Source organism: Paenibacillus provencensis (assembly GCF_042678545.1).
GTDB classification, from domain to species: Bacteria; Bacillota; Bacilli; order Paenibacillales; family Paenibacillaceae; genus Paenibacillus; species Paenibacillus provencensis.
Genome location: NZ_JBHTKX010000001.1, coordinates 965826 through 988392 on the forward strand (window position 1 = coordinate 965826; position 22567 = coordinate 988392).

Below are 22567 nucleotides of genomic sequence, written 5' to 3' on the forward strand. Positions count from 1 at the left end.
AGAATCACATATAACAATACGAAGGGTTGATTCAGTATGATACGTGAAGCTAGACGAGAGGATAGGGATCAACTGTATGAGCTATATAGAATGCTTGTTCCAAACAGCAGGAAAATGAATGTTGTTGAAGATCAAATTGATAGAATTAGACAAGATCCTATGAACTTTTTACTTGTTTATGAGGAAAAAGGGGCTATAGTAGGGACTTTAACTTTAAATATTTGCTTGCAAGCATTACACGGTTCAAGACCCTACGGATTGAGCGTTGCGGCTATAGTGGGTCAGTGAGTAGAGGATTTAAGAAATATTTGTAGCTGACAAATGCGGGAATTCGGGCCGAAAGATGTTCGGAAAATAAGGAAGGAGGCATGCAAGTGAACAGGTTAGTCATTATCACCGTTGGTAAGACGCATAGTGGAAAAACGACGTTTGCCTCAGCTTTGGAGCAGCAGCTCCATCCATCCCTCGTTATCGACCAAGATAATCATGCAGCATTTATCAATACATATTATAGAAGCTTATTGCCTAAGCAAGGCCCTAACCATATCAAATTCGCAGTCACTCAAACCATTGTAGATTATGCGGTTCAACGGACAGACGATCATCTCATTCTATGTAATTCGAATCGAAGCTATAAGAGTCGATTAAGTTTGCTGACAAGGTTTCATCAAGAGGGATTTATCAGTGTTATTGTTCATTTAGATCTCCCAGCTCATGTTCTTGAGGAGAGAGTTGCTCATAGTCAGCGGAATACAGCCATATTCAGAAGTGCAGCATCTTTTACAGAGGTGCTAAATAGACAGCAAGCAGAGGAAGGGAATCCCGATGTGGCAGCACCTTTGGAAGGTGAAGCTAATTATTTGTATCATATAACTCGTTCTGATCAAATTGCTGAAACCATTCGTGGCATTATACATATTGCTGAAAGTACTTGTTATGACTCTGAAAGCCAGTAGCAACTTCCCTAGAATCTTTATGTGATCAGTAAGCAGCTGACAGCTTAATAGATTTCAGCGGATCGATAGCTCATCTACAGGGGGCAGGCTTATGGAAAAATTAAAATTAAGTGATCAGGTGAACAATTATTTATCCATACTTAATGTTCCGTTACAGAAACCGTCCTACAAGTTTTTAGAACTGATTTGTCAGGCGCATTTGAACACGTTTCCTTTTGAAAATATAAGCAAATTGCTCGCCCTGCATCAAAATAAGAGTATGAATAGCGAAATTCCAAACATAAAGCAGTTTACTACTAATCATACGGACTATAACTTCGGAGGTACATGCTATACATTAAATAGCAGCTTGTTAACCTTATTAAGAGAGTTAGGATTCAGCTGTTACCATATCATGCTTGGAAAAGAGCACATCGGCATTATCGTGGATCTTGATGAACATCGCTATTATGTGGATGTCGGGGCTGCTGCTCCCTTTTTCAAACCGGTGCGTTTTGAGTCTAAACACGATAATGGAGCACATTTTGGTAAGGATGAAGTATGCTTATTACCGGTGGACCTGAATAATAATGAATTCAAATATATTCGTTATACGAACGGGAAGCAAAATGGGAAGACATGGCATTTTAATGCAAACCAAGCAGTAACGATTAATGATTTTCGTGAAGTCATAAAAAAATCGTACATGTCTGCTGCCCCATTCATATCCATATTCAGGTGTCAATTGTATCAAACGGATCAGAAGAGATGCGTCTCTATAGTGAACAATAAATTTAGTATTCAATATAGCAGTGGAGAAATCGAAGTTCATTTCTTAAGTTCCTTGCAACAGATAAGGCAAGTAATCGAAGAGGAATTTCGATTACCCAAGCTGCCTGTAGAAGAGGCGATCGAAGTATTAAATGATATGAAGGTTAATATCTTTGCAGATCGGGGAAGCGGAGGGAACCAAACTTGAACATAGATCAGCTATTTATGACTGAACCGGAGTTTGAAACGAGCACATTGTTATTAAGAAAAATAACACTGGCGGATGTGGATACATACTATGAGCTGGCTTCTGATCCAGCTGTGACTATTTTTACCTTGTGGGATACGCATCGATCCATTACAGACTCCAAGATATTTATAGAGAGATTAATACACAAATATGATGTTCAAGAAGCGTATCACTGGGGCGTTATCGATAAGAACGCGAATAAACTGATCGGCAGAACAGGATTTATACAGTGGGACCTGACTCACGAGAGAACCGAAATTGGGTTTGCCCTTTCGCGTCCATATTGGAATCAAGGCATAATTACAGGAGCAACGCGTCTGATTATCGAATATGGTTTTTCGCATCTCGGTTTTAATCGTATTGAGGGCAGGTGCAGCGATAATAATGCTGGATCAGCACGGGCGATGGAAAAGCTGGGTATGAAAATGGAAGGGATATTACGAGGTCAGCTGAAAATAAAGGGGGAGTTCGTGGATCAAAAAATGTATGCCATTTTAAGGGATGATATTAATAGCGTTAACAATAGAGCTAAATCATAAGCTCTTAAATTTTGAAATAATCAACAGGAGGAAAAAGCAATGATCGTCATGATCAATGGGGCATTCGGGGCAGGAAAGACGACACAAGCAGAGAATTTAGCAAGGCTTATTCCTAACAGCATGATTGTCGATCCGGAGTTGTCTGGATATCTGCTGAGGGAGTTAATACCCGATTCTATGAGACAGGAGCATGAGCGAAGCGGAGATTTTCAAGATTTGGACTTGTGGAGAGTGCTCGTGGTGGAGGTCACGAAGCAGGTCAAGTTAAAGTATGATAGAAACCTCATTGTTCCTATGACGTTATACAAGCCGCAAAATTACAATTACATTAGACAAGAGTTTGAAAAGCTGGATAAAGTATATCATTTCACGCTAATGGCCTCTAAAGCATCGATACATGAGAGGCTAACGATTCGAGGAGATACTGTAGGCGGATGGCAGTTTCAGCAGACAGATAAATGCTTGAGTGCCCTTAAAGCCAGTGAGTTCGCAGAACATATTGATTCAGAAACACTCAATGCAGAAGAAATAACACAGTACATAATGAGCAAGTTGGATTACACTAAATTATAAGGAGGGGCAATATTGAAACCACTCACTGTCACTTCACGATTAGGTGAGTTTCAAGGATACGGAACAAGCGAGGTTGCATTCTTTGATCGCTTTGATGAACTATCCAATAAAGTCATTCGCCATTATATTCTTATCCATGAAGGTGTCAAAATAATTCACGAACCTTGGGGATGGACAAACGAATGGTATGTTGATTTAGTTGATATCAAAATGAATAATGACGCTGAGATCGTGTTAACTGATTTATACATAGATATAGTTATTGAAGGCAATGGACCGACTTACAGATTGATTGACCTGGAAGAATATGCAGATGCGGTTAGCCAAGGTCTAATCTGTACAAAGGATATGAACAAACACTTGACTCAAGTTCAATTGTTTCTTGAAAAATATCTACATAGAGGCAAAGTGTTTCCTCCAAAGCAGATCGAAGTATTGCAAAACTTTAATATAACTCAGGAGAATTTTTGACGATGATTGATGCACAAATATTTTCTCAAATCCAGGAGCTATGCAATAGTCTACGACTAGGTAAAGTTGAGGGGAAACCACGACAGGTTACAGGCGGTTTGCTGCATCAGATGTATTCTGTCGCGGCTGACCGTGGAACGTATGCTATAAAAATGTTAAATCCTGAAATTATGCGGAGGCCTACAGCACTTCAGAATTACAAAAACTCTGAACGTATTGCTATGATGGTTGCCGCTAAGGAAATACCTGCATTGCCAGTGATATCAGTCGATGACGAGACTGTACATCAAATTGGATCCAACTTTTGGCTCGTATTTAATTGGATTGAAGGTAAAAGTTTGAGCCTGGCTCAAATTCGTCCGAGTCATTGTGAGATAGTAGGGGATCTTCTGGCAAGGATTCATGCTGTTGATTTTACGGTTATAGGTATTGTTGATCCTGCTTCTGCCGATGTTTCCATTATTAACTGGAGCTACTATTCAGATAAAGGAAAGGCCACTGGCGCAGTTTGGGCCAACATGTTAGAAGAGAATTTGGATCTACTTCTTGAGTGGAACGCTCTAGCAACGGCTGCATTTAAGATGTTAAGTGCAAAGGATCGGGTTATAAGTCATCGAGATTTGGATCCAAAAAATATAATGTGGAATCATAATATACCTGTAATAATTGATTGGGAAGCGGCAGGTTACATAAATCAATGGCAGGATATGACGGAGACGTTACTCTATTGGTCTGTAGATGCAAATGGTAGAATGATACCCGAGAAATTCACAGCATTCATGAGAGGATACAAAAAGCACCCAGTTTCAACTGAGATAGACTGGCGTGCTGTGCTGTATAATGGATTGATAGGGAAGCTAGATTGGCTGGAGTATAACTTGAAAAGATCTTTGTATATGGAATGTAAGGATGCTCATGGACAACAGCGAGGAGAAGAGCAGGTTCTTATAACGCTTAAAGAAATCCAGAACTTTATTGAATTAATTCCTACCTTAGAGAAATGGTTGCAACGCGAGTTTAACACTTGAGTGTGAAAAAGGAGATTAGAGATGTCATACACCAATCTATTGTTTGACTTGGATGGAACATTAACCGATCCAAAGCTTGGCATTACAAAGTCGGTTCAATACGCGCTTGCCAAAATGAACATTGTCGTGGATAGCTTAGATGATCTCGACATATTTATTGGACCGCCGCTGCGTGTTTCCTTCAAAGATTATTATCAATTTGATGAGGCGAAGATCGAAGCTGCTGTAGATTATTATCGAGAATATTTTAGTGTTACCGGACTCTTCGAGAACGCTGTGTTTCCTGGAGTTAGAGAGATACTCGATCGTTTAAGCCATGATCCTCGGATGCGGTTGTTTATTGCCACATCCAAGCCGGAAATTTATGCGAAGCAAATATTAGATCATTACGAGCTTAGCTCATATTTCGAATACATATGTGGAAGCGAACTGGACGGAGCCCGATCTGCCAAAGCTGAAATTATCGGATATCTCATGGAGACTTACGATCTGCAACCTGAACAAACGGTAATGATCGGGGATCGTAAACATGACATCATCGGTGCTCAGCAACAGAAGATCGACTCCATTGCTGTGGGATTTGGATATGGAAGTGAAGAGGAGTTGAGGCTAGCGGAGCCAACTCATATCGTGAACAGCGTTGAAGAACTGAACCACTTTTTAACCTTAGATCATATACAACCAGTCTAAAAGGCTGGAATCATATAATCAGTATGGTCAATTTACTGTTACTATTAATCCTGGAAATGCGGAGGCTATTAATCATGATCTCTTATCGTGCTCTTACATGCCAAGATGTGCATCAATTGAAGGAAATTGATCGATCTGAACATATTGAACTCATCTATGAAATGGACGATGATAATATGATTGAGATCAAGACGGATCATGAGTGTCCTGATTGGGACGATATATTACTGCGAGAAATGGAGGAGAGATTCCTCTACGAGCTTGAACAAGGCGGGATGGCGGTTGGTGCATTTGTTGACGATATATTGGTCGGGTTCGGAGTGCTTGCTCATAAACCTAGAGGAGAACAGCTGGATCAGCTGCAAGTAGATCTGATGTATGTGACCAGAGAATATAGAAGACAAGGGATTGCAACCGAGCTGTTAAACAGACTGGGGGAAGAGGCTAAGCGTAGAGGTGCCAAAGCTCTGTACATCTCGTCGACAGAGACAAGATCTGCCGTTTCATTCTATCGAAGCAATGGGAGTGAATTAACGAAGAATGTTGATGCCGAGCTGTTCAGCAAGGAACCCAAAGATATTCATATGATTATTCAGTTATAATACGACCAGAAGAGTGAGCTTATCATTCACTCTTTTTACTTTATTTTTCCACGAAAATGGTTCATATATATTCCATATTTGTTTTATTATATGTTATAGGTGCGGATCCTATATCTGGAAATGGATATGTTGAGTAACAATAGTCTAAAAAAGAAGGAGCAGTTGTCGAGGACAACTGCTCCTTCTTTAATCTTTATTTAGATCGGTATTCTGATTCTTCTTCTCGTAAAAAGATTCCGTAATCAAGAATGATTTGCATTGTCTTTGGACCAATTTCCTTCATCTCTCGTGCAATTTGAGACTCATCGAAGATAGTTTGCTCTACTACTCGGGTAAACCTACCATGGTGCGTAGTAATTTTACCTACGTCACTAAGATCTAAGGGATAAAAATCTTTAGTCTCTTCTGGAGTTTTTAGTTCTGTACCCGAGGAAACAGTAGTAGTTATCGTCTCATTTGTAGCAGTTGGTTTTGAACTGGAGGAACTATCCGCATTGATTGCAGAATTTGAATTTTTTGAATTTATAGTTATGAACGCTCCAGAAATCATCGTTATTACAAAGGTTGTCAAAACTATTTTTTTTATCATTAAAATACCACCTTTCAATAATTAGTATTCCCACTCATAGCTTCTTCATGCCAAATTTTTGAAGAATAAAAAGACCTAAAATTCTATTTAATGTATTTTATACTATTTATTGTAACATATTTACATTACTAAATGAATTTCTTGAATTCAGTTTTGATAGAAAATTAACATGTCCTCAGACAATCAAAAACGCCTCTAGAAGCTTTTCTAAGGGCGTTTCCTTATTTTAGTGCGGCACTTCTTGGGAGCTGAAATCGATTAATTCTCGCTGGGCTCAGTGCAGGATCCATGTGCTGGTTTGAAGAGGGTCTGACAGATCCGTTACATGCTTCGGTATATAAGCTGAATGGCTTGGGCTTCATAGAAGGAAGCCACTGTCCGCACTACGATGGGGAGGTCCACAGAAGACCAGGCTACCACAAGCTCATATCTGAAGGGGTGATGAAGCCGGGGTATGGTGTGGATGACGGAGCTGCGCTGCATTTTGCAGACGGCGTGTTATTAAGGACAGTCAGTTCAAGGCCTGGAGCAAAGTCCCACTATGTGTCCATAAACGACCAGCAAGAAGTGGATGAGCAAGTCTTGGATGTTTTATTTCTGGGGGAACGAGTATAACATATTGAGTCCATCAATGAGATGGGCTTTTTTGTTTTTACGAAAGTATTAATTTATAAAGTTTTGTTTACAATTAAAGTAAAAAGTGATATCATAAATATATCAAAATAATATTGCGGAAAGATGTGGTGATGTTTATTGTTCCAGGAGAGAAAAGCATTTCGTATAAATGGATTTGTAGGCCTACTTGTTGTTCTTGTGTTAATTGCTGCAGGAGTTTATGCGTTTGCTACTGGTGAAACCGCCGGATATATTAACGGCTCCATTCTTGCTGCAGTTGCTGTCTTGCTGGCTACGGGAATGACGGTTGTCCAGCCGAATCAAGCGATGGTGCTTACATTTTTCGGTAAGTATATGGGAGTTATCCGCGATAGTGGGTTTTATATGACAATTCCGCTCTCGGTACAGAAGAAGGTTTCGCTTCGTGTCCGTAACTTCAACAGCTCGATGCTGAAGGTGAACGACGTGGAAGGGAACCCAATCGAGATCGAAGCCGTTGTTGTCTTCTCCGTAGTGGACTCAGCGAAGGCGTTGTTTGAAGTGGATGATTATGAATCCTTTGTAGAAATTCAGAGCGAGACCGCTCTGCGCCATGTGGCAAGTAAATATGCTTATGATAATCTCGATGGAGCTGGCTTCTCTCTAAGAAGCAATGCGGAAGAGATCGCCATGGAGTTAACGAATGAGCTGCAGGCTCGGCTGGAGATTGCAGGAGTTAATGTACGTGAATCCCGCTTGACACATTTGGCATACTCTACAGAGATTGCAAGCGCGATGCTGCAAAGACAGCAGGCATCTGCCATTATTTCTGCTCGGGAGAAAATTGTGGAAGGTGCAGTAACGATGGTTCAGCTTGCGATTCAACGGCTTGAGAAAGAAGGAGCTGTTGAACTTGACGAGGAACGCAAAGCTGCGATGATTAATAATCTGCTTGTTGCTGTCGTTTCTGATCGTTCTGCCCAGCCGGTCATTAACACTAGCACACTCTATTAATGAGAGAGAGCCGCATTAATGGCAGGTAAGAAGAAGAGCTTCCCTCTCCGCCTCGACCAGGCTACGTATGAGGCTTTGGAGCGCTGGGCAGCTGATGAATTCCGAAGCGTAAATGGTCATATTGAGTTTCTGTTAAGAGAAGCTCTAAGAGATGCGGGGAGACTACCTGGCCCTAAGCGGATTACTGACAATAACGAACAGTGACAAGAAGCGCAGATTGGCATCAGTTAGGTTAAGCCTTAATACTTACGTGTATAATATGGAATAGGAAGAAGAGGAGCTGTCCTTAGATGACGCTTCTCTTTTCCTCATGTTAAGGCTTCATTCACATAATGTTTTTATTTTAGACAAAAGAATGTAATGAAATAGCTACAAAGGGTTATTTAGATCATTGAAAATATGGTTTATCCTTAAGATATAGGACATATTACATCTGATGTTTTTCGAGAGGATTTGTTTACGTATGAACAAAAAGCTAGTGAAATGGTGGCCGTTTTTGGCAATTGGGCTTGCAGCCGTTCTTGTTATAGGTGGTTTGATCATATTCTTCCAAGGTAACAGCATGGTGCCGTCTGCATTAGACAGAGGACAGACTGTACAAGAAGAAGAGGATCTAAGCAATTATGAGGTCGTAACTGTTGAAATCAATGATCAGGGGTTCTCTCCAAGTCACATTGAAGTGAAGCAGGGGGTACCAACGAAGATTAATTTTAAGAAGGTAACGAACCTTACTCATATTACCAGCCTTGTCTCTGAGGATTTTGATATGCTGCAATATTTGGAAAAAGGCGATAATTATTATACCGTTGATACAACACTTGAGCCGGGGACTTACAATTTCAATTGCGGAATGTATATGACCTTTGGAACGCTGACTGTTAAATGACAAAAGCAAGAAGCAGTATCTTATTGTTTAGGATAAGATTACTGCTTCTTTTTTCTGCAGCTGATTATGTTTATGATGATTTACTTGTTGAGTACAAAATATTTGATAAGTTATGAAATTAATTCGTAACTTTGAAATCTATGCGTTTACTTCTGCAGCTATGGCAGCAGACTTATTGCCTTGTTTTTGCAGCCATGTTTTTCTCCATTGCAGGCTCATGGCAACGACGAGAATACAAGCAGCTGCAGCGACGATGCTTAGAATCAAGAATCCAGGAGTGTAGCTTCCGACAGATTTGTATAGGTTTCCGAGAAGAAGCGGTAGAGCATAACCTCCTAGTCCTCCGGCTGCACCGACAATGCCTGTCATGAGACCAATCTCGGAGCCGAACCTTAGCGGAACAAGCTGGAACACCGAACCGTTACCGGCTCCAAGGCACATCATGCCGATAAACATGAGTACGACAACGACCGGAAGCGGGGGCAGGAATGAAACGCCTACCAGCATTAGAGCAGCACCTGCATAGAGGAATGTCAGAATTCGAGTACCTCCGAAGCGGTCAGAGAGCATGCCTCCAACAGGCCGGAAGAAGCTGCCTGCAATAATACAGAATGTTGCAATATCGGCTGCCTGTACAGCAGATAGACCATATTGAGTATTGAAGAAGATCGTTAAGTAATTGGATAGACCAACAAAACCACCAAAGGTAACACAATAAAATAAACAGAGAATGACTGCATCTTTTTGTTTTAAGACATTAGCATATTGAGCAAAGGTTTTTGGTGCAGGACGATTCGGGCTGTTCTTGGCGAAGATGGTGAAGATGATAAATACGATGACGATGGGAATTATGGCGAGTCCGAATACGACTTCCCAGCTTCCAAAATGTGTAGCAAGCCGATTCGCAAATAGTGTTGCGAGTACAGTTCCGCTGTTACCTGCTCCGGCAATTCCCATTGCTAGGCCTTGATGCTCTTTTGGATACCACTGACTTGCAAGCGGGAGCGCTGCAGCGAAGGAAGCGCCAGCCACACCAAGGAGCAGGGCAACAACATACAGCTGATCCAGTGAGCTGACCCATTGCCAGCCGAGAACCAAGGGGATTAAGGTAACGATCATTCCAATCTGCGCCGTAAGTTTAGGACCAATGTGGTCGGTCAGATACCCGAAGAGCAGTCTGAGTATGGAGCCGCTTAATACCGGAAGTGCAACCAGATTCGCTTTTTGAGCCGCATCCATGGGGTAATCTCCTGCAATGACAACACTAAGCGGGCCGATCAAACCCCAGATCATGAAGCTGATGTCAAAATAAAAAAATGCGCCGAAGAGTGTGGGGTTATGCCCGCTTTTCCAGAAACTTTTTTTCTCCATCCTAATCTCTCCTTTTTTTCTTTTAGATCAAATCGGGGATAAACAGTATAATTATCCGGATCGATCTATTATGGTAGCTGTTAAGATCCATTAAAGTGTTGGATCTTAACAGCAGGCTGTTAAGATCCATTAAAGTGTTGGATCCTAACAGCAGGCTGTTAAGATCCATTAAAGTTTGGAGCTTAACAGCAGGCTGTTAAGATCCATTAAAGTGTTGGAGCTTAACAGCAGGCTGTTAAGACCCGCTCTGAATCTCGAAACTCAACCGCATCAAAAAAAGCCGCAATTCGCCCCTAATCAAGGGTTCGAGTTGCGGCCTCATTGCCGTGACACATGATTCACTTCATTGTGAATCACATATGTACTCTGTTTGAATGACTGTACACTGAATTATAGAAATTGCTTTTGATTATGTCAAGATACTTAACGCAATTTCCTGAAAAAGATGAATGTAATCATTTGAAAGTATTTTGTGTTAAATATATTGACACGAGATCGGGTGTCCTATATTCTCTTATATATAAGTTCAGCACAACGGAGTGCTGTTTCGTGAGGCAGCGCAGCCCCTTTTTCTTACCATGGAAAAGGGGCTTTTTTGTTCATTTTCGTGAAACAGAATTCAATATCGTGGTTTCTTTACAGAGATAGGCAAGGGATGGAGGCTTACTAGATGAAGAAACAGTTGGTTGTCGTTGGAAACGGAATGGCAGGCATGAAATGCATAGAGGAGATCATTCAACTAAATCATGAGCTTTATGAAATTACGGTGATTGGTGCAGAGCCGAGACCGAACTATAATCGGATCGAATTGTCCAAAGTGCTGCAAGGTGGAACTTCATTTGAAGATATAATTATTCATGACTGGACTTGGTACGAACAGAACGGAATCAAACTTTACACGGGAGAGAAGGTCACACGGATTCATCGGAAGAAAAAAAAGATAGAAACCTCTTCTGGAATGAAGTTGACTTATGATGATCTGCTGATTGCAACGGGGTCATCAGCCTTCATACCGCCTATACCGGGAAGTGATCAGGAGGGCGTTATTGCTTTTCGAAGTATGGATGATTGTCTCCTGATGATGGATTACGCAAGGGAATTCAAGAAAGCCATTGTGATTGGCGGGGGGTTACTTGGGCTGGAAGCTGCAAGAGGGCTGCTGAACCTTGGTATGGAAACGGAAGTTATTCACAATGCTGCGTATCTGATGAATAGACAGCTGGATCCGATGTCCGCAGGACTGCTGCAGACAGAGCTGGAAGCACAAGGAATGAAATTCCGCCTTGGACAACAAACCGTTCAAATTATCGGAGACGGCAGGGCCAAGGGAATTCGGCTTGCCAGCGGAAGTAAGCTGACGGGGGATCTCATTGTTTTTGCTGTAGGAATCAGTCCTAATGTGGACATCGGGAGAGATAGCGGACTTGCAGTGAGCCGGGGGATTATCGTCGATGACTTCATGCAGACAAGTGATAAGCATATCTATGCCGTCGGAGAATGTGCCGAGCATCAGGGGATCTGTTATGGACTGGTAGCGCCTCTATACGATCAGGCAAGAGTCCTTGCACGTAAGCTATGTCATATAACAACCGAAGCTTATCAGGGCTCGATTCCTTACTCCAAGCTGAAGGTTTCCGGTGTTGATCTATTCTCTGTTGGTGAGATTGGACCAGACATCAGCGTAGCAGTTCAGGAATATGATCGTCTGCAATTTAAATATAAAAAAGTGACGATGCGTAACGGTAAACTTATTGGAGCTATTTTATATGGAGATACGACCGAATCCCAGACCTTGCTCGGATACATTAAACATCAAGCGGATGTCCATGAGCTGACGGCAATGCAATCTGCACCTGCAGGCGAAAACCGGATGGAGGCTCTTGTTGCTTCGATGCCGGGAGGAGAGACGGTATGTGCCTGCAACCAAGTATCCAAATCAGCGATCGTGAAGGTGATGGGAAAAGAAGGTCTAACGACTGCGGATGAAATCAAGCAGAAGACGAAGGCATCTGGATCATGCGGTGGGTGCAGGCCCATGCTTGAGGCGATTGTGAAGGTTACGCTGTCAGGTGCTTCGATGCCAATCAGCGGTGCAGAACACGAATCAGTCACAGATCATAGCATCTGCTCCTGCATGTCAGCCGGACACGAGGAGTTGATACAACTCATTAGTACTATAGGAGCTATATCATCTACAGAAGTGCGTGAGTCACTTGATTTAACTGCAGATCATATAGATGGATGCCGCACCTGTGAAGATACGATTTCATACTACATAGAGCGAAACCGATCTCAAGAAGCTCAGCATTGCTCCTTACCGTTAGATACATTTGAGGAATTTCTAAGCTGGTGTTCTAAGCAGCGGGTTCCTGCTTCAATATATGCTGCTGCCTCAGAGGAAGCGGAGTCCGTATTCGGGATAAAGCTTCATGATATTGCCATTCAAGCGTGTCCCGCTGGATACGAGATTTACGTGGGAGGTCATGCACGGCATCCGGTAGCGGAGGGACAGCTGTTATGCCTGACGGACACCAGAGAAGGGGCCATACGTGCTGCTCAATTCACAGTGGAGCTCTATAGCACAGAGGGCTGGTTTAACGAGAAAATGTGGGAATGGGTTGAGCGGACAGGGATCGGGAGCATTCGAGAACGGGTCATGGAGATGGAACATAAGCAGCTGGAATATGCATAAACGACGAATCTGGATGTTCAGATAAAAAAGGAGTGGGAGTCAGCATGACAATGGCTAGCTCATCAGGAGTATCGAATTCTAAGCAAGAAACAGCTTCGGTGCTGCAAGGTGCAGTTCATCATGCAACGACGCAGTGTCCATTCTGCAGCGTACAGTGTAAAGCGGAGGTGACGATTGAATCTCGCGAGCTTGTCTCTAAGTCGACAACACGTGTACTGCAGTATGTGACGGAATCCAAAGGGACCCTGAACAAAGCTTCCGAAGGAAGAATTTGTGTCAAAGGCATGAATGCTCACCAGCATACGACAAGCGCAAGACGAATTACGGCTCCGCTAATCAAAAAGGACGGTAAACTTACGGAAGCTTCCTGGGATGAAGCGATTCAGTGTATTGCGGACAAGATAAGGTCTATTCCTAAGAATGCGGTCGGCGTATACGGTGGTGGATCACTGACAAATGAAACGGCATATATGCTCGGCAAATTTGCGCGTATTGGCATCGGCACCAAGTATATTGATTACAATGGACGATTTTGTATGTCTGCTGCTGCATCGGCAGGTGCTAAGGTGTTTGGAATGGATCGGGGTCTAACCTTCCCTTTGGCCGATATTGAGCATGCAAAATGTATCATACTCGCGGGAACCAACATTGCGGAATGCCAGCCTACACTTATGCCGTATTTTACTAGAGCTCAAGAAAAGGGTGCGGTGATTATTGTCATTGATCCGCGCAGAACATCGACAGCAGCTATGGCAAACCTCCATCTTGCCGTTCGTCCGGGCATGGATATGCTGCTTGCAGACGGAATGCTGAAATGGCTGAGGGAGCAGCGGCTGTTGGATGAAGCATTTATTGCAAATAGAACGAACGGCTATGAACAATTGACGGCTTATCTTGATAAACTCGATTGGGAGTATATCACGGAAAACACCGGAGTATCCGTAGAAAATCTGAAGCTTGCCGCTGACATGTTTGGCAAGGCGAAGACAGGTATGGTGCTGACGGCCAGAGGAGTGGAACAGCAGACAGATGGGCACCTCGCGGTCAGACATTTTATTAATTTGCTGCTCGTTACAGGGAAGATCGGCCGACAAGGCTGCGGATACGGAGCGATTACAGGTCAAGGGAACGGACAGGGTGGCCGGGAGCATGGTCAGAAGGCGGATCAGCTTCCTGGATACCGCTCCATTGAGGATGAGCAGGATCGGAATTACATTGCTTCCGTATGGGGTGTTGAAGAAGGTGAAATTCCTAGAAAAGGCGTATCCGCCTATGAAATGATGGAGCTCGTTCATTCGGGAGACATTGAAGCGCTGTTCGTGATGGGTTCAAATCCTATTGTTTCGAACCCTAACGCAACACTCGTTGAGGAAGCACTGGAGAAGGTACCATTCTTGGCCGTAGCGGATATGTTTCTATCTGAAACGGCGCGCTTGGCCGATGTCGTTCTTCCGGTTAGCTCCTATATAGAGAACACAGGTACCCTCACGAATCTGGAAGGACGGGTACTCCTGCGTGAAGCAGTCACGAAGCCCCCAGGAGATTGCAGACATGATTGGGAGATTCTTCGGGAGCTCGCAAAGGCTCTGGGTAAAGGCAAATACTTCGACTATACTTCGGCAGAAGAAATTTTCAATGAACTTAGAGTCGCCAGCCGGGGTGGTATCGCCGATTACTACGGCATCACTTATGATCGACTGCGGAAGGAGGAAGGAGTGTACTGGCCTTGTCCTGAGGTAGACGAAGAGGGAATAGGTAGAATTTTCGAAGATCGATTTGCACATGCCGATGGCAGAGCGGTGTTTACAGCGGAAGAAAGTAAAATGATCAAAGAAAGTTTGTCAAAGGAATACCCTCTTATGCTGACCAATGGCCGGGTGCTGTCTCATTATCTGACAGGAGTACAAACAAGGCTGAGTCCGGGACTTGCATCGCGACAGGTAGAAAATTTCGTAGAAATTCATCCAGATACGGCACGTCATTATATGATTAAAGAACAGAACTGGGTAAGAATCACTTCTCGATATGGTGAATTCCAGGTACGGTGCCGTTTCAATGAACAGATCCGAAAGGACACCCTGTTTGTGCCTATGCACTGGGGAGGCGTTCAAAATGTGAACCGTGCCACACGCGGGGAACTGGACCCTTTTTGTAAAATGCCGGGATTCAAAACGACAGCGGTGCGAATAGAAATGAGTTATTAATGTTAAATAAAAATACAAAAGGCTCCTTTCAGCACTTAGCTGAGAGGAGCCTTTGATTCGAGAGAAAAGCTTTGATGCGGAAGTTATATTTTATTATTAATCACTTTTTCAGCTAAATGCTTGTCGCTACTCTTAATGAAAATTTCATACTGTGCGGATAATCCGCCCAAACTGACTCCAGAGGAACCGGTATCCGTTATTTGTGTTCTAAAATCAACATGATGGCTGTTTAGCTTGTGAATGATTGAATAGAAATGTTCTTGTTTATGTGACATGTAGATACTAACCTTGTATCGAGAAAAAATTCTTCGTAAAAGAACAAAGATGAATTGATCTTTGTTTCCAATCATCTCATCACTCCTTTATACAGGCACATAACTGTTTAGACACAGAACTCTATATTACATCTAATACAGAAGAGTGTTTCTACGCACTCAGCTGCTGCATCCCCCTCCGCAGGATGAACCTCCACAAGACGAATCGCCTCCCGAGGTATCGCTTGGTGATGTGTCATTCGAGTGACCGGAGTCAGAGCGTTCATGTTCATTCGAATGGGAGCCGTAATATCCTCCGCCACCGCTGGTATCCTGCGCTTTGCGAAGCTCTTCCTCAGAAGGTGGAGCTTCCTCGAACAAATGAGAAGCAGCAGCAGATACGAGCAAGATCGAGAGGATAGGGTCCATCGCCGCATTGTTTCTTAACAAATTCGGTGAGGTATTCTGTTTGTTTTTTGCGGACAACGAATCTTGTCTTAACAAGTCATCCATGTGCAAATGGGCTTCTCTGATCTGGTGGCTGAGCGTAAGCAGCAGCTCCTCCTGAAGCTGCTTCACATCCGGGTCATTCGTTGCTCGCAGTCTGGAAGTGATCACTTCGTCGTTCGCATCATATTCTAGTCTCTTAAGGACCTCATCCTCCATAGGATGCTTGAAGAAAGGGCTGGATAACTGCTCATTCTCCGGATGAATTATGAAAAGACGACTGTATATGAGATCATACCAAGCTCTTTCACTCTCACACTCGGCTTCGCTTGGCTGTACAGTATGCGGCTGATGATGGATGAAATCACCGGTGAATTTCCGGCAGAAATCCTCATAGTCTCGTGTAAACATCAGCATTTCATGCCATATGACGTCTGTATCATTACTGTACATAGGCACATTTTTGAGTACAGAGCAGAGAATAAAGTAACGCTTTAATTCAAGAAGCATCCAGTTATATTTCTCAGCGGTATAGCGATGCTTGGACATGACTCTATCTTTCACCTGATTCATATATGTATCATCTAATGCTTCTTCGAGACGAGCAGCTAATCTGTTCAACGAATGAACAGACATGACGATTCCTAATTGCTCGGGTAAGTTGGGGGAGTATACAAATTCAGGTGCTTCAATCCTCTTATTCCGATTAGGCTTGTGTTCATTCGTACCAAATAGGGAAGTGATCTTTCTAAATAATCCCATGGCGTAGTACCTCCTATCCATAAACTTAAAGCTTACCTCCATCTTAACATGAAATAATATGACAGAATATAGATGGAGATTTTTGAGCTTGCAACAAGAGATAATCTATGTTATCTTAGACCTGTAACCGGTTACACATAGTCGAGGTGACAGAAATGGCAACAATTAAAGATGTAGCACGTCAAGCAGGTGTATCAGTGGCCACCGTGTCCCGGGTACTTAATAGCGCAGGCTATGTTCATGAGGATACACGCAAGAAAGTGGAGGATGCCATTCTGGCATTGAATTATTCTCCCAATGAAGTAGCGCGATCTTTATATAAACGAAAGTCTAAGCTTATCGGACTGCTGATTCCGGACATTACGAATCCTTACTTCCCACAGGTAGCCAGAGGTGTTGAAGATGAAATGCGGGAGAATGATTACCGTATCATTATCGGAAACAGTGATGAGAATGAGCAGAAGGAACTGGATTATTTGCAAACGTTTACGCAAAATAATGTGGTCGGTGTGATTACCCTGACGAATAATCCGGATACAAATACGTACACATCCTTCAGCCTGCCTGTCGTATTTCTTGACCGGACATCGCATGATAAACCTTCGGTATATGCAGATGGAAGACAGGGAGGCAGACTTGCAGCAGAAGCGATTATTGCCGGAGGCAGCAAAGAAGTTACGATCATGCAAGGTCCTGCTCATGTCAAACCGGCTCAAGATCGATATCAGGGAGCAGTAGAAGCTCTCGAAGAAGCAGGAATGGATTATCATGTCATCCAGACTTCCACCTTTTCTTTTCACAATGTAGATGTGCTGGCGAAGAACCTATTTGATACTTATCCTTCTACGGACGGGGTTATTGCGAGTAATGACCTGGCAGCGATAGCAGTGATTCATGAAGCCGTAAAGCGAGGCAGGAGAGTACCAGATGATGTGCAGATCGTCGGGTTTGATGATATTCCAATCAGCGGATTGTTATCACCGGCACTGTCAACCATTAGACAGCCTGCATATGAGATGGGAAGAGCAGCTGCCCGGCTGTTAATCCATTTAATTGATAACAAACATAATATGGAGAACTATATTCAGTTTCCCGTTGAGTATATAGAACGGAATACAACCCGAAAGGTGGCACGAAACTAATGAGTAAACAAGCAAAAGTAACGGTCATTGGCAGCTCCTCGATGGATCTCGTCGTGACGTCTAATAAACGCCCTGGTGCAGGAGAAACGGTGCTTGGAGAATCTTTCAAGACCGTGCCGGGAGGCAAAGGGGCTAACCAGGCTGTCGCTGCAGCCAGACTCGGTGCTGAGGTTACGATGATCGGGCGTGTGGGTGATGACCATTACGGCGAAATCATCCTGAACAATTTTAAACAAAATGGTGTTATCGTCGACTATGTGGAACCGGTTACAGATATGGAAAGTGGAACGGCTCATATTATTTTGGCAGAAGGTGACAACAGTATCGTCTTTGTAAAAGCAGCGAACGATGAGGTGACACCCGCTTATGTGGATCAGACGGTTGAAGTAATCAGGAACTCGGACATCGTGCTCATTCAACAGGAAATTCCCGAAGAAACGGTGGAGCATGTTGCAGCGCTGTGCATTAAGCTTGGCGTGCCACTCTTATTAAATCCGGCACCTGCCCGGCCTGTGAGCGATGAACTGATAGAGAAGGCAGCATATATTACACCTAATGAGCATGAAGCCAAAATCATTTTTGATGGAGCCAGCGTGCATGATTCGCTTCGCAAGTATCCGAACAAGCTGTTTGTCACCGAAGGGAAGAACGGAGTTCGTTTCTATGACGGAACAGAGGAGATTGTGGTTCCGAGTTATATTGTGGAAGCTGTCGATACAACCGGTGCAGGAGATACCTTCAATGCGGCCTTTGCTGTTGCTCTGGCAGAAGGGCAATCCCTGCAAGATAGCATCAAATTCGCTAATCGTGCGGCATCCCTGTCTGTCATGAAGTTTGGTGCTCAAGGCGGAATGCCGACACGTGAGGAAGTGGAGGCGAGCTTGTAAATGAAGAAGCAAGGAATAATAAATAGCCATATTACTAAAGTGCTTGCAGATCTCGGACACACCGATCAAATCGTCATTGCCGATATAGGACTTCCTGTTCCAGAGGGTGTTCACAAGATTGACCTTTCCATAAAGCTGGGTACGCCTAGTTTTATGGAAGTGGTTGAAGCCATTGCGGAAGATATGGAGATTGAGAAGGTAATTCTGGCTGAAGAGATTAAATCTGAAAATAAGGAAGCGCTGCAATATATAGAAGAGAAATTCACCAATCAGCTGGTGGAATATCATTCGCATGAGTTGTTCAAGCAGCTGACACAGGATGCTAAGGTTATTATTCGGACAGGTGAGGCAAAGCCTTATGCAAATTGCATTTTACAGTCCGGTGTTTACTTCTGACAGATCCACATCGAGGAGGGAATCATACATGCATATTCAAATGAAAGGAATTCATAAGTCATTCGGCACGAATAATGTGCTGACTGGTGTGGATTTTGATCTGGTTGAAGGTGAGGTTCATGCGCTCATGGGGGAGAATGGGGCAGGTAAATCTACACTGATGAATATCCTGATCGGTTTACATGAGCGGAACGAAGGAACGATTCTGATTGATGGGAAGGAAACTTATTTTTCTAATCCTAGAGAAGCAGAGCAGTTCGGTATCGCCTTTATCCATCAGGAGCTGAACATTTGGCCAGATATGACAGTTCTTGAGAATTTGTTTATCGGCAAGGAGCTGACCAGTAAAGTAGGATTTTTAAATACGAAACAAATGAAAACGCTGGCAAAATCACAGTTTGAAAAGCTTGCTGTCAGCATACCACTGGATCAGGAAGCGGGAGAGTGCTCGGTAGGACAGCAGCAAATGATTGAGATCGCCAAAGCGCTTATGACCAATGCCAAGGTTATTGTAATGGACGAGCCGACAGCCGCACTGACAGAACGTGAGATTGAGAAGCTGTTTGCTGTCATTAACTCCCTTCGCAAACAAGGTGTTTCCATTGTTTATATCTCTCACCGGATGGAGGAGATCTTTGCGATCTGCGATCGAATTACGGTGATGCGTGACGGGAAGACCGTGGACACCAAGCCAATACCGGAAACAAGCTTTGAAGAAGTCGTCCGGAAGATGGTTGGCCGTGAACTCACCGAACGTTATCCTGCTAGAAGCCCGAAGCCGGGTGAGGTCGTGCTGGAAGTGAAAAACATTGGTCGCAAAGATGCTTTCGATAATGTAAGCTTTAGCGTCAGATCTGGTGAAATTGTGGGCTTCTCAGGGCTGATGGGGGCAGGAAGAACTGAAATCATGCGTGCCCTGTTTGGACTTGATTCCCTTCATAGTGGCGAGATGTTGGTCCGGGGCAAGAAGGTGAATATCCGTAAGCCTGATGATGCAGTGAAGCACGGTATTGGCTTTATAACGGAGGATCGTAAGGATGAAGGTCTGGTGCTTGATTTTTCTATTCGTGAAAATATGGTGCTCCCTAATCTATTCAGCTTCAGTGGCAAAGCAGGTCTAATCTCCAGCAAGAAAGAGAAGGAATTTGTGGATACACTCATCAAACGGCTTCTGATCAAGACAGAATCATCAGAAACGGCGGCCAGAAATCTGTCGGGTGGTAACCAGCAGAAGGTTGTTATTGCTAAATGGGTAGGTATCGGACCGAGTGTACTGATCCTTGACGAGCCGACACGCGGCGTCGATGTAGGCGCGAAGCGGGAAATCTACCAGCTGATGAATGAGCTGACTGACCGCGGGGTTGCCATTATCATGGTATCTTCTGAATTGCCGGAAGTACTCGGTATGAGTGATCGGATTATCGTAGTCCACGAGGGACATATCAGTGGAGAGCTCAGCCGCAATGAAGCTACACAAGAGAAAATTATGACGTTAGCAACAGGAGGGCAATAACATGACAAGTGCAAACGAAACGAGTAATAAAAAAGGATTACAGTTGTCTCAGCTTGCTGGTAAGCTAGGGCCTCTGCTCGGTCTAATCTTACTCATCGTCATCGTGACGATCATGAATCCGGGATTTTTGGAACCGCTTAACATATTGAATTTGCTCAGACAGGTATCGATTAATGCACTGCTTGCATTTGGTATGACCTTTGTTATTCTCACTGGTGGTATCGATCTGTCTGTTGGCTCGATCCTTGCGTTGTCCAGTGCAATAGTCGCTAATCTAATGTTGTCGGGTCTGGATCCGATCCTTGCCATCATTGTCGGGGTGCTGCTGGGCGGAATCATGGGAATGATGAACGGTCTCATGATTACGAAGGGTAAGATGGCACCCTTCATTGCAACACTTGCCAGCATGACGATCTTCCGGGGCTTAACGCTTGTATACACGAACGGGAATCCAATTACTGGACTGGGTGACAGCATGGCTTTCCAATTGTTTGGACGTGGATATTTCCTTGGTATTCCAGTTCCGGCAATCACCATGATGATTACATTTGCTATTCTGTGGGTCATTCTCCATAAAACATCATTTGGACGCAAAACGTATGCCATCGGTGGTAATGAGAAGGCTGCACTTGTCTCAGGTATTAAAGTCGACCGTGTCAAAATAATGATCTATTCTCTTGCAGGTATGATGGCTGCACTAGCTGGTGCCATTCTGACTTCCCGTCTTAACTCAGCACAGCCTACAGCAGGTGAATCTTATGAGCTCGATGCGATCGCAGCTGTTGTCTTAGGTGGTACAAGTCTGACTGGCGGACGCGGTCTCATTGTAGGAACACTCATTGGGGCATTGATTATTGGTGTTCTTAACAACGGTCTGAACCTGCTTGGCGTATCCTCATTCTATCAAATGGTTGTCAAAGGTGTCGTGATCGTCATTGCGGTACTGATTGACCGTAAGAAATCTGCATAAGAGGAGTAGAGACATGATGAAAAAACTAACCTTATTGTTCACCGCCGTGCTCATGATCATAATGACAGGCTGTTCCATGCAGCCGCCGGAGTGGGCTAAACCGAATAACAACGGCAATACAGATGAAATAAAAATCGGATTATCCATTTCTACTTTAAATAATCCATTCTTCGTTGCCTTAAAAGACGGTGTCGTAGCTGAAGCAGAGAAGCAAGGCATTGAGGTTGTAATTGTAGATGCCCAGGATGATTCTGCGAAGCAATCCAATGACGTAGATGATCTGATTCAGCAAGGTGTGAATGCACTGCTCATTAACCCGACCGATTCAGCGGCGATTTCAAATGTAGTGCAAACAGCGAATTCGCTTGGCATTCCGGTCATTACTCTGGATCGTTCTGCAGACCAAGGGGATGTTGAAGCACTCGTAGCATCGGATAACGTGAAGGGCGGAGAAATGGCAGCTCAATATATTATTGAGCAGCTGGGCGAAGGCGCGAAAGTCATTGAGCTGGAAGGCGTGGCAGGTGCATCGGCGACGCGTGAGCGTGGACAGGGCTTCCACAATATTGCCGATGAGCAGCTCGATGTGGTGGCTAAGCAGCCCGCCGATTTTGATCGGACCAAAGGCCTCAACGTTATGGAGAATCTAATTCAGGGGAACCCGGATGTGGAGGCTGTATTCGCCCATAATGACGAGATGGCGCTCGGAGCACTAGAAGCGATTCAAAGCTCAGGCCGAGATGTAATCATTGTTGGTTTTGATGGTAATGAGGACGCGATCAAGTCCATTAATGCTGGGGGGCTGACCGCTACGGTGGCACAACAGCCGGCACTTATAGGTGAACTCGCTGTTCAAGCCGCAGCGGATGTGCTTCAAGGCAATGAAGTGGAAGAAATGATTGCGGCACCACTGAAATTGACAACGAAAGAATAAGAAGATTAGCACAAATGAAAACACCTTCAAGAACATTCGACGATTTTCAAAGG

Annotated in this window: 25 protein-coding genes; 21 read left to right on the forward strand and 4 right to left on the reverse strand. The window is 43.9% G+C overall.

Annotation, left to right across the window (positions count from 1 at the left end):
• Positions 1–36: 36 nt before the first annotated feature.
• The 9 genes from ACFQ3J_RS04545 (at position 37) to ACFQ3J_RS04585 (ending at position 5859) form a co-directional block, all read left to right on the forward strand.
• The gene (locus ACFQ3J_RS04545) at positions 37–288 is read left to right on the forward strand and encodes a hypothetical protein (protein ID WP_251581386.1); all 252 of its coding nucleotides are present in this window, start codon (positions 37–39) and stop codon (positions 286–288) included.
• A gap of 86 nt (positions 289–374) precedes the next feature.
• Entirely contained in the window at positions 375–956 is a 582-nt protein-coding gene (locus ACFQ3J_RS04550) for an AAA family ATPase (protein WP_251581387.1), read from the forward strand.
• 91 nt (positions 957–1047) lie between these two features.
• A complete protein-coding gene (locus ACFQ3J_RS04555; protein ID WP_251581389.1) occupies positions 1048–1914 on the forward strand; it encodes an arylamine N-acetyltransferase in 867 nt (288 codons plus the stop codon).
• A complete protein-coding gene (locus ACFQ3J_RS04560; protein ID WP_251581391.1) occupies positions 1911–2495 on the forward strand; it encodes a GNAT family N-acetyltransferase in 585 nt (194 codons plus the stop codon). The genes ACFQ3J_RS04555 and ACFQ3J_RS04560 overlap by 4 nt, the downstream gene beginning before the upstream one ends.
• A gap of 39 nt (positions 2496–2534) precedes the next feature.
• The gene (locus ACFQ3J_RS04565) at positions 2535–3068 is read left to right on the forward strand and encodes an AAA family ATPase (protein WP_091157147.1); all 534 of its coding nucleotides are present in this window, start codon (positions 2535–2537) and stop codon (positions 3066–3068) included.
• Between the two features lie 12 nt (positions 3069–3080).
• Positions 3081–3539 carry a DUF402 domain-containing protein gene (locus ACFQ3J_RS04570; protein ID WP_091157144.1) on the forward strand — a complete coding sequence of 153 codons (459 nt, stop codon included), beginning with the start codon at positions 3081–3083 and terminating at the stop codon, positions 3537–3539.
• A 2-nt stretch (positions 3540–3541) separates the two neighbouring features.
• Positions 3542–4567, forward strand: a complete 1026-nt coding sequence (locus tag ACFQ3J_RS04575; RefSeq protein WP_251581393.1) for a phosphotransferase — start codon at positions 3542–3544, stop codon at positions 4565–4567.
• 21 nt (positions 4568–4588) lie between these two features.
• Positions 4589–5257: an HAD family hydrolase gene (locus tag ACFQ3J_RS04580; protein WP_251581395.1), complete on the forward strand. Its 669-nt coding sequence runs from the start codon at positions 4589–4591 to the stop codon at positions 5255–5257.
• A 74-nt stretch (positions 5258–5331) separates the two neighbouring features.
• On the forward strand, positions 5332–5859 hold the full coding sequence (locus ACFQ3J_RS04585) for a GNAT family N-acetyltransferase (RefSeq protein ID WP_251581396.1): 528 nt from the start codon (positions 5332–5334) through the stop codon (positions 5857–5859).
• A gap of 193 nt (positions 5860–6052) precedes the next feature.
• Here ACFQ3J_RS04585 and ACFQ3J_RS04590 read toward each other — a convergent pair whose 3' ends face one another.
• A complete protein-coding gene (locus ACFQ3J_RS04590) occupies positions 6053–6448 on the reverse strand; it encodes a hypothetical protein (protein ID WP_091157137.1) in 396 nt (131 codons plus the stop codon).
• A gap of 261 nt (positions 6449–6709) precedes the next feature.
• Between ACFQ3J_RS04590 and ACFQ3J_RS04595 the strand changes: the two genes are divergently transcribed.
• The 4 genes from ACFQ3J_RS04595 to ACFQ3J_RS04610 all read left to right on the forward strand — a co-directional run bounded on the left by ACFQ3J_RS04595 (position 6710) and on the right by ACFQ3J_RS04610 (position 8942).
• Positions 6710–7063, forward strand: a complete 354-nt coding sequence (locus tag ACFQ3J_RS04595) for a Type 1 glutamine amidotransferase-like domain-containing protein (RefSeq protein ID WP_311286010.1) — start codon at positions 6710–6712, stop codon at positions 7061–7063.
• Positions 7064–7201: 138 nt separating this feature from the next.
• Entirely contained in the window at positions 7202–8056 is an 855-nt protein-coding gene (locus ACFQ3J_RS04600; RefSeq protein ID WP_251581398.1) for an SPFH domain-containing protein, read from the forward strand.
• 18 nt (positions 8057–8074) lie between these two features.
• The gene (locus ACFQ3J_RS04605) at positions 8075–8260 is read left to right on the forward strand and encodes a toxin-antitoxin system HicB family antitoxin (RefSeq protein WP_091157130.1); all 186 of its coding nucleotides are present in this window, start codon (positions 8075–8077) and stop codon (positions 8258–8260) included.
• Between the two features lie 259 nt (positions 8261–8519).
• Positions 8520–8942 (forward strand): cupredoxin domain-containing protein, encoded by a 423-nt coding sequence (locus ACFQ3J_RS04610; RefSeq protein WP_091157127.1) that lies wholly within the window; start codon positions 8520–8522, stop codon positions 8940–8942.
• A 138-nt stretch (positions 8943–9080) separates the two neighbouring features.
• Here the strand turns inward: ACFQ3J_RS04610 and ACFQ3J_RS04615 are convergent, their stop codons facing one another.
• Positions 9081–10313, reverse strand: coding sequence for a nitrate/nitrite transporter (locus tag ACFQ3J_RS04615; RefSeq protein WP_251581399.1), 1233 nt, complete (start codon positions 10311–10313; stop codon positions 9081–9083).
• Between the two features lie 670 nt (positions 10314–10983).
• Here ACFQ3J_RS04615 and nirB point away from each other — a divergent pair.
• Together nirB and nasC are read left to right on the forward strand one after the other, a co-directional pair.
• Complete coding sequence (gene nirB / locus ACFQ3J_RS04620; RefSeq protein WP_251581400.1) at positions 10984–13005, forward strand: nitrite reductase large subunit NirB; 2022 nt, start codon at positions 10984–10986, stop codon at positions 13003–13005.
• Between the two features lie 44 nt (positions 13006–13049).
• Complete coding sequence (gene nasC / locus ACFQ3J_RS04625) at positions 13050–15209, forward strand: assimilatory nitrate reductase catalytic subunit NasC (protein WP_251581401.1); 2160 nt, start codon at positions 13050–13052, stop codon at positions 15207–15209.
• An 83-nt stretch (positions 15210–15292) separates the two neighbouring features.
• Here the strand turns inward: nasC and ACFQ3J_RS04630 are convergent, their stop codons facing one another.
• Positions 15293–15559, reverse strand: a complete 267-nt coding sequence (locus ACFQ3J_RS04630) for a hypothetical protein (protein WP_251581402.1) — start codon at positions 15557–15559, stop codon at positions 15293–15295.
• Between the two features lie 84 nt (positions 15560–15643).
• Positions 15644–16672: a hypothetical protein gene (locus ACFQ3J_RS04635; RefSeq protein WP_251581404.1), complete on the reverse strand. Its 1029-nt coding sequence runs from the start codon at positions 16670–16672 to the stop codon at positions 15644–15646.
• A gap of 155 nt (positions 16673–16827) precedes the next feature.
• On the opposite strand from ACFQ3J_RS04635, the gene ACFQ3J_RS04640 reads away from it, so the two are divergent.
• From ACFQ3J_RS04640 to rbsB, 6 genes are read left to right on the forward strand one after another with little or no spacing between them, the layout of a single operon-like run.
• A complete protein-coding gene (locus ACFQ3J_RS04640) occupies positions 16828–17814 on the forward strand; it encodes a LacI family DNA-binding transcriptional regulator (RefSeq protein ID WP_251581406.1) in 987 nt (328 codons plus the stop codon).
• Positions 17814–18701 carry a ribokinase gene (gene rbsK, locus ACFQ3J_RS04645; protein WP_251581409.1) on the forward strand — a complete coding sequence of 296 codons (888 nt, stop codon included), beginning with the start codon at positions 17814–17816 and terminating at the stop codon, positions 18699–18701. Before ACFQ3J_RS04640 ends, rbsK begins: the two co-directional genes overlap by 1 nt.
• On the forward strand, positions 18702–19097 hold the full coding sequence (gene rbsD / locus ACFQ3J_RS04650) for a D-ribose pyranase (protein ID WP_091157109.1): 396 nt from the start codon (positions 18702–18704) through the stop codon (positions 19095–19097). It abuts the gene before it with no gap.
• A 28-nt stretch (positions 19098–19125) separates the two neighbouring features.
• Positions 19126–20610: a sugar ABC transporter ATP-binding protein gene (locus ACFQ3J_RS04655; protein ID WP_251581411.1), complete on the forward strand. Its 1485-nt coding sequence runs from the start codon at positions 19126–19128 to the stop codon at positions 20608–20610.
• 1 nt (position 20611) lies between these two features.
• Positions 20612–21580 carry an ABC transporter permease subunit gene (locus tag ACFQ3J_RS04660; protein ID WP_091157105.1) on the forward strand — a complete coding sequence of 323 codons (969 nt, stop codon included), beginning with the start codon at positions 20612–20614 and terminating at the stop codon, positions 21578–21580.
• A 16-nt stretch (positions 21581–21596) separates the two neighbouring features.
• Positions 21597–22514: a ribose ABC transporter substrate-binding protein RbsB gene (gene rbsB / locus ACFQ3J_RS04665; RefSeq protein ID WP_251581693.1), complete on the forward strand. Its 918-nt coding sequence runs from the start codon at positions 21597–21599 to the stop codon at positions 22512–22514.
• The last annotated feature ends 53 nt before the right edge of the window (positions 22515–22567 follow it).

What these genes read in the sequence shown, in the direction of transcription:
- ACFQ3J_RS04545 (WP_251581386.1), top strand. Translation starts at nt 37, where the DNA reads ATGATACGTGAAGCTAGACGAGAGGATAGGGATCAACTGTATGAGCTA.
- ACFQ3J_RS04555 (WP_251581389.1), top strand. Translation starts at nt 1,048, where the DNA reads ATGGAAAAATTAAAATTAAGTGATCAGGTGAACAATTATTTATCCATA.
- ACFQ3J_RS04565 (WP_091157147.1), top strand. Translation starts at nt 2,535, where the DNA reads ATGATCGTCATGATCAATGGGGCATTCGGGGCAGGAAAGACGACACAA.
- ACFQ3J_RS04575 (WP_251581393.1), top strand. Translation starts at nt 3,542, where the DNA reads ATGATTGATGCACAAATATTTTCTCAAATCCAGGAGCTATGCAATAGT.
- ACFQ3J_RS04580 (WP_251581395.1), top strand. Translation starts at nt 4,589, where the DNA reads ATGTCATACACCAATCTATTGTTTGACTTGGATGGAACATTAACCGAT.
- ACFQ3J_RS04585 (WP_251581396.1), top strand. Translation starts at nt 5,332, where the DNA reads ATGATCTCTTATCGTGCTCTTACATGCCAAGATGTGCATCAATTGAAG.
- ACFQ3J_RS04590 (WP_091157137.1), bottom strand. Translation starts at nt 6,448, where the DNA reads ATGATAAAAAAAATAGTTTTGACAACCTTTGTAATAACGATGATTTCT.
- ACFQ3J_RS04605 (WP_091157130.1), top strand. Translation starts at nt 8,075, where the DNA reads ATGGCAGGTAAGAAGAAGAGCTTCCCTCTCCGCCTCGACCAGGCTACG.
- ACFQ3J_RS04610 (WP_091157127.1), top strand. Translation starts at nt 8,520, where the DNA reads ATGAACAAAAAGCTAGTGAAATGGTGGCCGTTTTTGGCAATTGGGCTT.
- ACFQ3J_RS04615 (WP_251581399.1), bottom strand. Translation starts at nt 10,313, where the DNA reads ATGGAGAAAAAAAGTTTCTGGAAAAGCGGGCATAACCCCACACTCTTC.
- nirB (WP_251581400.1), top strand. Translation starts at nt 10,984, where the DNA reads ATGAAGAAACAGTTGGTTGTCGTTGGAAACGGAATGGCAGGCATGAAA.
- nasC (WP_251581401.1), top strand. Translation starts at nt 13,050, where the DNA reads ATGACAATGGCTAGCTCATCAGGAGTATCGAATTCTAAGCAAGAAACA.
- ACFQ3J_RS04630 (WP_251581402.1), bottom strand. Translation starts at nt 15,559, where the DNA reads ATGATTGGAAACAAAGATCAATTCATCTTTGTTCTTTTACGAAGAATT.
- ACFQ3J_RS04635 (WP_251581404.1), bottom strand. Translation starts at nt 16,672, where the DNA reads ATGGGATTATTTAGAAAGATCACTTCCCTATTTGGTACGAATGAACAC.
- ACFQ3J_RS04640 (WP_251581406.1), top strand. Translation starts at nt 16,828, where the DNA reads ATGGCAACAATTAAAGATGTAGCACGTCAAGCAGGTGTATCAGTGGCC.
- rbsK (WP_251581409.1), top strand. Translation starts at nt 17,814, where the DNA reads ATGAGTAAACAAGCAAAAGTAACGGTCATTGGCAGCTCCTCGATGGAT.
- rbsD (WP_091157109.1), top strand. Translation starts at nt 18,702, where the DNA reads ATGAAGAAGCAAGGAATAATAAATAGCCATATTACTAAAGTGCTTGCA.
- ACFQ3J_RS04655 (WP_251581411.1), top strand. Translation starts at nt 19,126, where the DNA reads ATGCATATTCAAATGAAAGGAATTCATAAGTCATTCGGCACGAATAAT.
- ACFQ3J_RS04660 (WP_091157105.1), top strand. Translation starts at nt 20,612, where the DNA reads ATGACAAGTGCAAACGAAACGAGTAATAAAAAAGGATTACAGTTGTCT.
- rbsB (WP_251581693.1), top strand. Translation starts at nt 21,597, where the DNA reads ATGAAAAAACTAACCTTATTGTTCACCGCCGTGCTCATGATCATAATG.